Genomic DNA, 12,355 nt, shown 5'->3' on the forward strand with positions numbered 1-12,355 from the left:
ACCGCTACCGGCAGTACCGCCAGATCCGACGCCGTCGGACTGTTGCCCTGGGTGTTCTGCAGATAGAGCGCGAGCAGGGCGAAGGCGGGCACGTGCGCCGCGCCGACGAGCGCGTTCACAGCCGACGAACCGCTCACCTGACGAATCGCGTACAGCCGTAACGGCATCAGCGGGTGCGGGCTGCGCAGCTCGATGACCAGGAAGCCTGCGAAGAGGACCGCACCCAGGACGAGGAGCGCGGTGGCGAGCGTCCGGGTGTCCGGATCGCCCCACGCCCCGATCGAGTATCCGATGATCAGCAGCGCGCCGGTTCCGGTGAGCGCGCCGGGCACATCGAGTCTTCCCGCCGTCGCGGTGCTCGCGGAGTCCGCGGGCAGTGCGCGCAGCAGCGCCAGCGCGAGCAGCCCGACGGGCAGATTGATCAGGAAGATCGACGGCCACCCTCCACCACGGTGATCAACAGCAGCCGCAATCGTGGAGACCGTCCGCTCGGCCGCGGCTACCGACGCGGAGCTGGCCGAACTGTGGCAGGCCAGTATCGCCCAGCGGCACACCGTGCAGCACCGCCTCGCGGCGGCGCTCGCCGCCAAAACCGCACTGCGCGAAGGGATCGACCCCGATCGCGCCGCCGATATCGCCTTGGTCGTCCTCGCGCCCGAGACCTACCGCCTACTCGTCCACCACCGGGGCTGGAGCAGCCGGGACTGGGAGGGCTGGGCCGTCGACACCCTTGTTCGTCAACTATTGCCGTGATCGAGAGGAACCGCACGCGCGCCTTCCTGTCAGGACGACGCGACGGCCCCTTCCGCGCCGACGGCCGAGGAACCCCCGCCGCTGGGTGGGCGGGAGGGGGATCGTCGCATCCGCAGCGCCAGGACGATCGCCAGTCCGAGGGCGACGAGAAGCGCTGCGACGGCGAAGGTCCCGTGCGTCCCTCGCGCCACCTGCTCCGGCGTAGCCGTGGTGACATCGCCCGAACCCGCGGCGAAAGCGAAGACCGCTCCCATGACCGACGCGCCGGTGATGAAGCCTGAGTTGCGCGACAGGTTCAGCATGCCGGAAACCAGGCCCCTTTGCCCCGGGGCGACATCCTTCATGACCGCCGTGTTGTTGGCCGCTTGGAACAGCGCGTAGCCGCAAGTCGTGATCACCAGCGGCAGAACGTATCCGATGACCCCTGCGGACGTGGGCAGCACCGCGAGCGCGGTGGTGCCGCCGATGACGCCGCCGAGCCCGACGACGATCACGGTCCCGACGCCGAAGCGATCGGCGGCGCGCCCCGCTGGCACACCGGTGAGCGCGGACACGACCGGACCGGCCGACATCGCCAGTCCGACGAGCGCCGGGTCGAGGTGCAAGGCACGGGAGAGGTGGAACGGCCCAACGACGAGGGTGGTCATCATGACGGTCGAGACCGACGCACTCGTGGTCAGGCCCGCGGCCATGACGGGATCGCGGAACATCGCGAGGGTGAGCAGTGGGGACGAGACGCGGCGCTCCGCGACGACGAACAGTCCGAGGCAGGCCGCGGAAAAGCCGAGCAACCCGATGCCGAGTGGGTCGAACGGCGTCCCCTCGATCGTCATGGCCAGCGCGTAGGCGCCGAGGGTGACGGCCAGCAGCAATGTGCCGAGCACATCGAAACGTGCTGGCGCACCGGTCGTTTCGGACGCGGAAGCGGGCAGCACACGGGCAGTGAGCCAGAGCGTGAGCAGCCCGAGCGGCACGACGACGAGGAAGATCGCACGCCAGCCGAAGGCCGTGATGAGGATTCCGCCGAGGGAGGGCCCCAGCGCGGTGCCGACCGCCGACATCGTCCCGAGCAGTCCCATGGCGCTGCCGGTGCGCTCCTTCGGGACGATGTCGCCGACGAAGGCCATGGTCAGCGCCATCATGCACGCGGCGCCCGCTCCCTGCAGGCCGCGGGCGGCGACCAGGAAGGCGAGATTCGGGGCGAGACCACAGAGCAGGGTCGCCACCGTGAACAGGCCGATACCGACGAGCAGTAGGCGGCGTCGACCGGCGATGTCACCGAGCCGGCCCGCGCCGACGATCAGTGTCGTCGTGGTGAGCAGATAGGCGATCACGACCCACTGGACGTCGCGGAAGGCAGCGTCGAACGCCGCCGCCATGGTCGGCAGCGCGACGTTGGCGATGCTGATGCTCAGCGAGGGCAGCAGCATCGACAGTGCCGGCGCGAGCAAGCTCCAGGACGACGGTGGACGGGGCGCGGGTGATGTCCGCACGACTGATTCCGCTGGTTTCAAGACGATGACCTCTTCCGTCAGGGGGTGCCGTAATGGACGGTAGGTCCGGTTCTCACCTGGCGGAAGGCGCACAAATGGAAAGTTATTTGTGCACCGAACGCCATGTCACGCAGGTTCTGTGCGAGGGTGTGGGCATGGCTCGACCCGATCTGAACTTGCTGGTCACCTTGGATGTACTGCTCGAGGAGGGCAGCGTGACCCGGGCGAGCGAACGGCTCGCCCTCAGTCCGTCGGCGATGAGCCGCCAACTCGCGCGGCTGCGCCGGGCCACCGGTGACCCGCTGCTCGTGCGGGCCGGGCGCGGGCTGGTGCCCACACCGCGCGCGGTGGAACTGCGCGACCGCGTGCGCGGCCTGGTCCACGAGGCCGAAGAGGTGCTTCGACCGGCCGAGAAGCTGGACCTGGCCGCCCTGGCGCGGGCGTTCACCGTGCGCAGCAGCGACGGGTTCGTGGAGCGGTTCGGACCCGAATTGGTGGCCGATGTGGGCCGCGCCGCTCCGGGTGTGCGACTGCGGTTCGTGCAGAAGACGAAGAAGGACACGGGGCCGCTGCGCGATGGCAGCGTCGACCTGGAGACCGGAGTCATCGAGCGCGAGTTGCCCGCGGACATCGCGAGCACACCGCTGTTCACCGACCGGTTCATCGGGGTGGTGCGCGGCGAGCATCCGCTGACCACCGGTGTGGTCACGACGGCCCGCTACGCCTCCGCCCGGCACGTGAACATCTCACGGCGCGGTTCGGACGAGGGCCTGGTCGACGAGGCGCTGCACCCCACCGGCCACCGACGGGACGTCGTGACCGTCGTGGACGGCTTCAGTGCCGCCCTAGCGCTGGCACGCGCGTCGGACCTGGTCGCGACGGTCCCGCAGCGGCACACCACGATCCTGCGGCACGGCATGCACTCGTTCGCCTTGCCTTTCCGCGCTCCCGAGGTGACGGTGTCGTTGCTGTGGCACGTCCGGCTCCAGTCGGACCCGGCTCACCGATGGCTGCGCGGCTGTGTGCTCGACGTGTGCCGGCGATCGCCGGAGTGACGTTTCACAAACCCTCGTCGGCGGGATAGCGGGCGGCGAGCCCGGAACGGTCGCCGAGCCCGAAATTCATGACCAGATCGTCGGCGACCTGAACCAGCACGTCGCGCCCCTCGACCGCGGCCGCCCACTCCTGCGGCAATCCGGAGACACCGTGCACGGCGCCGATCAGATTGCCCGCCACCGCACCGGTGGAATCGGAGTCGCCGGAATGGTTCACCGACAGCAGCAGCGCCGCGCGCACGTCGCCGGTCCTGGCCGCGTGCAGGGCGCAATACACGGCGATGGCCAGGCATTCCTCGGCGATCCACCCTGCGCCGACCAACTCGACCTGCTCGGCGGAGACCGCCTGCTCGGACAGCTCGACGGCGCGGGTCAGTGCCGCCACGGTTTCCGCACTCGCGGGAAGATCGGTGAGCTGAGCGATCGTCTCCCGCACGGCGATCGAGAGCTCGGTTCCACTCGTCACGCGATCGATCAGTGCCGCGAACGCACCGGCGGCGAGGTACCCGGTGGGATGTCCGTGGGTCAACTGCGCTGCCCGCGCGGACATGGTGAACGCGCGCTCGGGCCCCGCGCCGATCAGCCCGAACGGCGCGGACCGCATGACCGTGCCACATCCCTTCGACTCGGGGTTCACCCGACCCACAGCCCCGAGCGGGCGCGGCGGGAGATATTCCCGCGCTTGCCGTTTCAATCCGGACATGCACGCGTTGCCCGGTGCACGCACCGCGTAGAGAAACGGCAGGCTCGCCAGCCAGCCGTCGACCTCGACCGCGGGCTCGTTCCGCAGCTGAGTGTGCAACCAGCGCAGATACGCTCGGTGCACGGCCCGCACCGGGTCGGCGCCCGGCGCCGAACGCAACAGCGCTTCGGCGGTGAACAAGGTCATCTGGGTGTCATCGGTGATCTGCTGCGGCGCCCCCTTGTCACGCGAAGGCAGGAAGCCCGTCACACCGTCGTCGCCGTATCGCCCGCGAATCTGCTCCAACCGCAGGAATTCGATAGGCCACCCGAGCGCGTCACCGACCGCCCCACCCAGTAATGACCCCCGGACTCGGTCGAAGACCGTCATGTAATCCACCACGACACACCATCATCGACCATCCGGGCACACACGCCACAGGTGCCACACGACATCGCGCATGGAGCACGGCCCGGGTGACCACGCCGACGGCACAACCAGATTCCGCGTCCGGTCAGTGACCGGCCCCGCCGATCTGACAATCGACATCGTTCTCCAAAACTAGCAGCGCAAGTTTCGTTCACCGTAGGACAGGCGGACTAGCGGCGCAAGTTTTTTCTCGAGCGCCTGCGAGAATGCGGAGGACCGAAAAGGAGACGCCATGGCCCGACCACGGCGGCCGCTACTGACCCGCGACCGCATCATCGAGACCGCGCTCGCCCTCGTCGACGCCGAGGGCCTCGCCGCCGTCTCCACGCGGCGACTGGCCACCGAACTGGGCGTGCAGGGACCGTCGCTGTACAACCACGTGCGCACCAAGGACGACCTCATCGATGCCGTGGTCGACGCCGTACTCGGCGAGGTGGACATCTCGATGTTCGACGGACTCTCCGCCGAGCATCCGAACTGGCGCTTCGCGCTGCGTGATTGGGCACGCTCCTACCGGACCGCGATGGCCGCGCACCCGCACATCGTTCCCGCCCTCGCCGGCGGCCCCCGTCATCGACCCAACGCACTGCGCATGGCCGACGCGGTCTTCGGCGGGCTCGTCGCGGCGGGCTGGCCGCGCCGCGAGGCCACCACGGTCGGTACGACCATGCGGTATTTCCTCACCGGAGCGTCGCTGGGATCGTTCGCCGGGGGCTTCCCCTCCGATGTCGCGGTGTACGCCGACGCGTATCCGCACCTGAACGAGGCGCACCTACTGGCCGAGCGGCAGCAGCGGATCGATCGGGACGCCTTCGAAGTCGGCCTGGAATCGCTGCTCGACGGGCTGGAGAGCCGGTACCGGCTACTGGTCGGCGGCGTGTAGCTCGATCGCCACCAGCAGGTCCATCAGATCGTCGACGCTGCGCATATTCCGCCCGGTGAGTTCCTGGATGCGGCGCAGCCGATATTTGGCCGTGTTGTGATGGATGCGGAGCGCGTCGGCGGCCTCGCGCAGGTTCATGTCGGCCCCGGCGAACGCGCGGACGGTCTGGGCCAGCACACCTCCGCGTACGCCGTCGTCGCGCAGCAGCGCGCGGATTCGCGGGTCGACCAGCTGCCTGGCGGTCTCGTCGGCGCGCAGCATCAGGTACCGCAGCGGCGTCAGGCACGGCAGTGCCATGATCCCGCCCTCGTTGGGGAGCAGCTCGAGCGCCGCGCGAGCTTGCTGGTGCGCCTGCGGGATCTCCGCGACGTCGGTGACGACCGCGCTGACTCCGACCCCGAGCGTGATGCCTTCCTCGCGCAATCGCTGCGCCGTCGCACGTAGCCGGTCGCACAACTGCTCGGCGGTACCGGTCCGGCCGAGCGCGGCCACCGCGACTACGCCCGACCCGAGCACCACCGACAGCGTGCGCAGGCCACTGACGCCGGTTCGGGCGATCGCCGCCGCCGCGAGATGCCTGGCCTGGGAGTCGGAAGCGTCAGACGACCCGATCCCGCCCTTGCCGCGCCCGGCCGCCTTCAGCACGACCGCGTCGACCACGACCATCGGCGCGGTCTTCGCCAGGCCGATGCCGTGCGCCTGGGCGAGCGACAGCGCGGCGCCCCGTTCGGGCAGCACGCCATCGAGCAGGCTTTCCATCAGTCGCGCGTTGTCCCGGCTCGCCTCCGCGGCGAAGTACTGCTGGAACTCCAGGTACGCGTTGGCCGCCTGGGTGCTGATCAGATCGCAATACCGCGACAACGGCGTGACCATCGACAGAGCCGCCTCGCGCCCGGCCTGCGACTCCCCGGCACGGGTCACCAGCGATTGCCACAGCGCCTGCTGTCCGAGGCGGAAGGCGTTGAGGTAGTCCGCCAGGGTGAGCCCCGCCTGCGCGCGACGGGCCGCGGCGCGACGGGTGTAGGCGACGTCGTCGAGGGTCACCTTGCGCCGCTCGAGCAGCGCGCCGAGTCCCGTCCGGCACAGCTGGGCGAGCTGATCGTGCACGTCTGCCCGAAAGCTGAGGTCACGGGCGGCGTAGGCGGGAATGCGGGCGACGATCGCCGACATCCCGGCGTCGGCCATCTCGTCCGCGTGGTCGTACAGCGCGCTGACGATCCGCGTCCGCTCGGCCAGCATCGTCGCCGAACTTCTCGCGCCGACCGAGTGTGATGAAGCTGACATAACCGGGCATACTCCACGGCCCCGTTCGGAGCTGTCAACCGCGCCGAGGCGATCGCAGGAGGTGTCCGCAGCGGACAAACCGGACGTCCCAGATTGGGCCGCCGCGTCCAATGTGCAGGTTGACCAGCGAATTTACGCTGACCACGTTCTATACGCCGGTCACACGACCGCGCTGTCCCCGCACTGGATCGCACCCACGTCATCGGACGCGGGCCGGAGGACGCATGCTCGAGATAGCCAACCTCACCGTCCGCTTCGGCGGCATCACCGCCCTGCAGGAGGTCGGGCTCCACGTCGACCCCGGCGAAATGGTCGGTCTGATCGGGCCCAACGGAGCGGGCAAGACCACGCTGTTCAATTGCCTGACCCGGCGGTACCAACCGGCCACCGGCACCCTCCGGTACCAGGGCACGGACTTGCTGACCGTGCGCCCGGACGGCCTCGCCGCACTCGGCGTCGCCCGGACATTCCAGAACCTCGGGCTGTTCGGGCGCATGTCGGTGCGGGACAACATCCTGGTCGGCGCGCACCATCGGGCGAGAGCCGGGTTCCTCGCCGCGGGTCTGCGACTGCCCCGGGTCCGGCGCGAAGAGCGTGAGCTGCGCGCGCAGGTCGATGCGCTGCTGACCAGGTTGGACCTCACGGCGGTGGCCGATCGCCCGGCCGCCGGGCTCCCGTTCGGCACGCTCAAGCGGATCGAGCTGGCGCGGGCCCTGGCCGTCCAACCGCGACTGCTGCTGCTCGATGAACCGGTCAACGGACTCAGCCACGGCGAGGTCAGGGAGTTCGCCGACCGATTGCGCGCCTTGCGGTCGGAACTCGACCTCACGGTGATCGTCGTCGAGCATCACATGGGTTTCGTCATGGGCACCTGCGACCGCGTGGTGTGCCTGGAATTCGGCCGGGTCATCGCGGCGGGCGAACCCGAAGAGGTACAGCGCGATCCGGCCGTCATCCGCGCCTACCTGGGGACGGCGGCATGACCGTGTTCCTGTCCGTCACCGATCTGCACGCGGGCTATGGCGGAGCGAAAGTGTTGCACGGCTTGACCTTCGCCGTGGCGGAAGGCGAGGTCTGCGCGATCCTCGGCCCCAACGGCGCGGGCAAGACCACCCTGTTGCGCGCCTTGTGCGGCATGACCGGCGCGCGGGGCTCCGTTCGGCTGGGCGGCGGCGAGTGCACCGGAAAATCCCCGGACGCCATGGCCCGCGCCGGTGTCGCGCACGTGCCCGAGGGCCGCGGAACCTTCCTGCCGCTGACAGTCGAAGAGAACCTGCGGCTCGGCGCCTACCGGCACCGGGATCGGGTCCGTATCGAGGCCGACCTGCGCCGGGTCTTCGACTACTTCCCGGTGCTGAGAGAACGGCTGAAGGAGCCCGCGGGCGGACTGTCCGGCGGACAGCAGCAGATGTTGGCCATCGGCCGGGCCCTCATGTCGCGGCCGAGACTCCTGCTGCTGGACGAGCCGTCGCTCGGCCTCGCGCCTCTGGTCACCCAGGAGCTCTTTCAGATCGTGCACACCATCAACGCGGAGGAACGCACCACCGTGATCGTCGTCGAGCAGAATGCCCATCTGGCGCTGGAAACCGCACACCACGCCCACGTCCTGGAGTCCGGGCGAATCGTCCTGTCCGGCACCGCGGCCGAGATCCGAGCCGACGAACAGGTCGCGCGCTCCTACCTCGGATACCGGATCTGATCATGGCCGGATTCCTACAGCAGATCATCGAAGGGCTCAGCGCCGGAGCGATCTACGCCGGGCTGGCGCTGGCGTTGGTGCTCATCTACCGATTCACCGGCATCGTGAACTTCGCCCAAGGCGAGCTTGCGATGTTCTCGGCCTTCCTGGCCTGGCAGTTCGTCCAGTTCGGCATGCCGTTCTGGTCGGCGCTGCCCGCGACCCTCGCGGTGTCCTTCCTCGGCGGCATGCTGACCGAGCGCGTCGTCATCCGGCCGGTCGAGGGCGCTCCCGAACTGACGCTGGTCATCGTGACGGTCGGGTTGTTCTTCTTCGTCAATGCGGCGGCCGGCTGGATCTGGTCGTACCAGGTCAAGTCGTTCCCGAATCCGTTTCCCGAGGGCGGGTTGCGCGGCGGCGGCGTCACCGCCGGGTACGCCGGTCTGGGGGTACTCGCGGTGGTCGGCGTGGTGATGACGCTGCTGTACCTGCTGTTTCGCTACACCAAGATCGGACTGGCGATGCGCGCGGTCGCCGCTGATCCGGAGTCGGCCGCGCTCGTCGGAATCCGGGTCGGCACCGTGCTCGCATTGGGCTGGGGGCTCGCCGCGCTGGTCGGCGCGGTGTCGGGAGTGCTGTCGGCGCCGCTGCTGTTCCTGGAGCCCAACATGATGGGCGGGGTCCTGATCTACGCCTTCGCGGCGGCCACGCTGGGCGGGTTCGACAGTCCGGGCGGTGCGGTGGCCGGTGGGTTGATCGTCGGCGTCGCCGAAACCCTCACCGGCGCTTACGTCGACGTCATCGGGACCGAACTGAAGATCGGCGTGCCGCTGCTGATCATCCTCGGCGTCCCGCTCCTGCGCCCACAGGGTCTGTTCGGGACCGCGATGGTGGAAAGGGTGTGAGCGACATGCGAACTCGGAATCCCGTCAGCGAACCGTCCGCGTCATCGGCCGACGACTCCGCTCCGGCGCCCGCGAAGACCTCGCGTCTGCTCGCGATCGCGACGGCACACCGGCAGACGGTGGCGATCGCCGCCCTGCTCGCGCTGGCCTGCTGCGCCCCGTTCCAGCTTGCGCCTTTCCACACCTTCCAGCTCGCGATGGCGATGGTCTACGCGATCGCTCTGCTCGGCCTGAATCTGCTGGTCGGTCACGCCGGCCAGATCTCGCTGGGGCACGGCGCCTTCTTCGGCGTCGGGGCCTACACCGCGGCGGTCCTGATGGACCGTTGGGACGCGCCATATCTGGCGACCGTCCCGGTGGCCGCGGCGGTGACGTTCGCGCTCGGGTTCGCCCTCGGCGTGCCCGCGCTGCGGTTGCGCGGGCTGTATCTGGCGCTGGTCACCCTCTCCATCGCGATCTTCCTGGTACCGCTGCTCAAACGCTTCGAATCCCTCACCGGCGGTTCGATGGGCCTCACGCTGGCCAAACCGGCCGCACCGGAGTGGACGGGTCTGGCCGAGGATCAGTGGCTGTACTTCCTCGCGCTCGCCACCATGGCCCTGAGCTTCCTGCTGGTCGCCGGGATCATGCGGTCGAGGGTGGGCCGTGCCCTGCACGCCATCCGCGACAACGAGACCGCCGCCGAGGTGATGGGGGTGCGGCTGGCGTTCTACAAGACGCTCGCCTTCGCCTGCAGCGCGCTGCCCGCCGGTGTGGCGGGTTGCGTCTACACCTGGGTGATCGGATTCGTCTCCCCGGACTCGTTCGCGGTCGGCTTGTCGATCACCCTGCTGGCCGGGCTGGTCGTGGGCGGGCTCGGCTCGCAGTGGGGGCCGCTGCTGGGCGGACTGTTCGCGATGTACGTGCCGAGCTTCGCCCAGGACGTCGATCAGGCCGCCCCCGGTGTCGTCTTCGGACTGCTGATCATCGCGGTCATGTACCTCGCGCCGAACGGATTGGCCGGGCTCCTCGGCCGTGCGGCGCACCGGCTCGGACTCCTCGTTCGGAAAGGAAAATTCAATGCGCACTAAGGCGATCCGCACCATCGGAGCCGCGGCCGCGGTCCTGCTCGCCGTCACGGCCTGCGGCGGCCGCGACGACAGCGACGGCACCGTCGGCCAAGGCGAGTGCCGGGGTCAGCAGACCACGGGCATCACCGACACGGGCATCAAACTCGGTGGGATCTATCCGCTCTCCGGCCCGGCGTCCGCGTACGGCGAACTGCCGAAGGGTATCCGCGCCTACTTCGACTACCTCAACGCCGAGCAGGGCGGTATCGACGGCCGCAAAGTCGACTACCTGGTGCGCGACGACGGCTATCAGCCGCCCAAGACCGTGGAGGAGACCCGCAGGCTGGTCGAGCAGGACCAGGTGTTCGCCGTCTTCCAGACCCTCGGCACACCGACCTCCTCCGCGGTCTGGGACTACTTGAACCAGCGCAAGGTGCCGCAGGTCTTCGTCGCGGGCGGTGCGACGAAATGGGGCGCGGACACCGAGCATCCGTGGACCATCGGCTGGCAGCCCAGCTATCGCACGGAGGGCCGTGCGTTCGCCAGGTACGTGCGCGAGCAGCGGCCGAACGCGACGGTGGCGGTGCTCTACCAGAACGACGACTTCGGCAAGGAACTGCTGACCAGCTTCACCGAGGCGGTGGCGGGCAGCGGCGTAGCGGTCGTCGCCGAGCAGAGCTACGAGGTCACCGATCCCACGGTCGAACCGCAGGTCCGCAACCTGGCCGGCTCGAAGGCGGATGTGCTGCTGAACTTCTCCACACCGAAGTTCGCCGCCCAGGCGCTGGCCGCCGATGCCCGCAACGCGGACTGGAATCCGCTGCACATCGTCTCTCAGGTCGCCAACACGGTCAGCACGCTGAAGCCGGTCGGCCTGCAGAACGTCCAGGGCGTGGTGTCGGCGGCCTTCACCAAGGACCCGGCCGACCCGCAGTGGGCCGCCGATCCGGCGATGCTCGGCTACCGGGAGAAGCTGGCGAAGTACGGACCCGGCGCCGATCCGACCAACCAGTACACGGTCGTCGGCTGGGCGATGGCGCAGAGCTTCCACAAGGCCATGGCGGCCGCGACATGCCCGACCCGCGAGGGTCTTCGCGACTCGGTGCGCGCGCTGAACCAGATCGGCGTCGACCTGCTGCTCCCCGGCATCACCCTCGCCACCGGCCCCGGGGACGCATTCCCGATGGAGGCGGTGCGGATGCAGCGCTTCGAGGGCGACCACTGGGTGCTCACCGGCGACGTCATCGAGGCCGGTCGATAGGCACCCCGCAGTACTCCCGCTCCGGCGCGATCCGGCGTCGGGGCGGGCCGGCAAGAAAACGATTGATGAGGAGCAACAATGCAGTTGCGAAATTCAGCTGTGACCGCCCTGCTCGTGGCGGCCACCGTCGGCATCGGCGCGGGCGCCACCCAGGCCGCACCGGCGCAGGCGCAGCAAGAGGTGCGCTACGAAGTGAACCGCCAGGGCGACTCCGCGGTGCTGACCACCGACGGCGACCTCCGCATCGTCGCCGACCAGCTCGTGCTCACCGACCAGCACGGCACACCGGTAGCGGCCGTGCCGCTGACCTATCGGATGGACGACATCGCCTACCCGATCACGGCCCGGATCGACGGCGACGCCGCGACATTGACGCCTTCGCGCGAGAGCGGCACACCGGTGCAGGCGGTTACCGCCGCCGACATCGTCAGCGTGGATCAGGCCGCCAAGTCGGTGGCGGAATCCTTCACTCCCCGCGATCAGCTGGCACTCGGCGCATTCACCCAGCGGGTCACCATCGGCGGTGCGATCAGCGCCATCATCGGCGCGGTCCTGGGCGGCGGCGTCGGCTGCCTGCTCGGCGCCGCGGCGGGGGCGACGATCGCCAGCCCGGTGATCGCCCTGCTGCTGCCCTGGGTGGGCGCGACGATCGCAGGCTGCGTCCTCGGCGCCGCCACCTTCGGCGCGGTGGGATCGATGGTCGGACTGATCACCGTGGGCGGCCCGATCGCCCTGTTCTCGGCGTTTCAGTACTTCTCCACCATCCTCACGCCCTGCCCGCCCGACCTGCCCTACTGCAAGGACCCGGCCGCGCCCCCGCTGCCGCGATAACCCTCGCCGGTCCGCCGGCTCGCTCTCGCCGGGCGAGCCGGCGCTGGTCGTC

The 12,355-nt window shown here is 69.5% G+C and carries 13 protein-coding genes; 10 read left to right on the forward strand and 3 right to left on the reverse strand.

Features of this window, described 5'->3' with window-relative positions:
* Window positions 1-240 precede the first annotated feature (240 nt).
* Window positions 241-456, forward strand: coding sequence for a hypothetical protein (locus tag IU450_RS10505; RefSeq protein ID WP_195149498.1), 216 nt, complete (start codon window positions 241-243; stop codon window positions 454-456).
* Between the two features lie 18 nt (window positions 457-474).
* Entirely contained in the window at window positions 475-753 is a 279-nt protein-coding gene (locus IU450_RS10510) for a hypothetical protein (protein ID WP_195149499.1), read from the forward strand.
* Between the two features lie 29 nt (window positions 754-782).
* Here the strand turns inward: IU450_RS10510 and IU450_RS10515 are convergent, their stop codons facing one another.
* Window positions 783-2,246: an MFS transporter gene (locus tag IU450_RS10515; protein WP_324197611.1), complete on the reverse strand. Its 1,464-nt coding sequence runs from the start codon at window positions 2,244-2,246 to the stop codon at window positions 783-785.
* Between the two features lie 155 nt (window positions 2,247-2,401).
* Between IU450_RS10515 and IU450_RS10520 the strand changes: the two genes are divergently transcribed.
* On the forward strand, window positions 2,402-3,301 hold the full coding sequence (locus tag IU450_RS10520) for a LysR family transcriptional regulator (RefSeq protein WP_195149500.1): 900 nt from the start codon (window positions 2,402-2,404) through the stop codon (window positions 3,299-3,301).
* 4 nt (window positions 3,302-3,305) lie between these two features.
* On the opposite strand, the gene IU450_RS10525 is transcribed toward IU450_RS10520, so the two are convergent.
* Window positions 3,306-4,373, reverse strand: coding sequence for an ADP-ribosylglycohydrolase family protein (locus tag IU450_RS10525; RefSeq protein ID WP_195149501.1), 1,068 nt, complete (start codon window positions 4,371-4,373; stop codon window positions 3,306-3,308).
* Window positions 4,374-4,644: 271 nt separating this feature from the next.
* Between IU450_RS10525 and IU450_RS10530 the strand changes: the two genes are divergently transcribed.
* Window positions 4,645-5,295: a TetR/AcrR family transcriptional regulator gene (locus tag IU450_RS10530; RefSeq protein WP_195149502.1), complete on the forward strand. Its 651-nt coding sequence runs from the start codon at window positions 4,645-4,647 to the stop codon at window positions 5,293-5,295.
* Here IU450_RS10530 and IU450_RS10535 read toward each other — a convergent pair.
* Window positions 5,275-6,579 (reverse strand): PucR family transcriptional regulator, encoded by a 1,305-nt coding sequence (locus tag IU450_RS10535; protein WP_195149503.1) that lies wholly within the window; start codon window positions 6,577-6,579, stop codon window positions 5,275-5,277. The genes IU450_RS10530 and IU450_RS10535 overlap by 21 nt on opposite strands.
* 224 nt (window positions 6,580-6,803) lie before the next feature.
* Between IU450_RS10535 and IU450_RS10540 the strand changes: the two genes are divergently transcribed.
* The 6 genes from IU450_RS10540 to IU450_RS10565 all read left to right on the forward strand — a co-directional run bounded on the left by IU450_RS10540 (window position 6,804) and on the right by IU450_RS10565 (window position 12,303).
* Window positions 6,804-7,562, forward strand: a complete 759-nt coding sequence (locus IU450_RS10540; protein ID WP_195149504.1) for an ABC transporter ATP-binding protein — start codon at window positions 6,804-6,806, stop codon at window positions 7,560-7,562.
* Window positions 7,559-8,278, forward strand: a complete 720-nt coding sequence (locus IU450_RS10545; RefSeq protein ID WP_195149505.1) for an ABC transporter ATP-binding protein — start codon at window positions 7,559-7,561, stop codon at window positions 8,276-8,278. Before IU450_RS10540 ends, IU450_RS10545 begins: the two co-directional genes overlap by 4 nt.
* A gap of 2 nt (window positions 8,279-8,280) precedes the next feature.
* Complete coding sequence (locus IU450_RS10550; RefSeq protein ID WP_195149506.1) at window positions 8,281-9,162, forward strand: branched-chain amino acid ABC transporter permease; 882 nt, start codon at window positions 8,281-8,283, stop codon at window positions 9,160-9,162.
* 5 nt (window positions 9,163-9,167) lie between these two features.
* Complete coding sequence (locus IU450_RS10555) at window positions 9,168-10,232, forward strand: branched-chain amino acid ABC transporter permease (protein ID WP_195149507.1); 1,065 nt, start codon at window positions 9,168-9,170, stop codon at window positions 10,230-10,232.
* Window positions 10,222-11,472: an ABC transporter substrate-binding protein gene (locus IU450_RS10560; RefSeq protein WP_195149508.1), complete on the forward strand. Its 1,251-nt coding sequence runs from the start codon at window positions 10,222-10,224 to the stop codon at window positions 11,470-11,472. Before IU450_RS10555 ends, IU450_RS10560 begins: the two co-directional genes overlap by 11 nt.
* Before the next feature lie 78 nt (window positions 11,473-11,550).
* The gene (locus tag IU450_RS10565) at window positions 11,551-12,303 is read left to right on the forward strand and encodes a hypothetical protein (protein WP_195149509.1); all 753 of its coding nucleotides are present in this window, start codon (window positions 11,551-11,553) and stop codon (window positions 12,301-12,303) included.
* The last annotated feature ends 52 nt before the right edge of the window (window positions 12,304-12,355 follow it).

Source organism: Nocardia abscessus (assembly GCF_015477775.1).
Classification (GTDB): domain Bacteria; phylum Actinomycetota; class Actinomycetes; order Mycobacteriales; family Mycobacteriaceae; genus Nocardia; species Nocardia abscessus_A.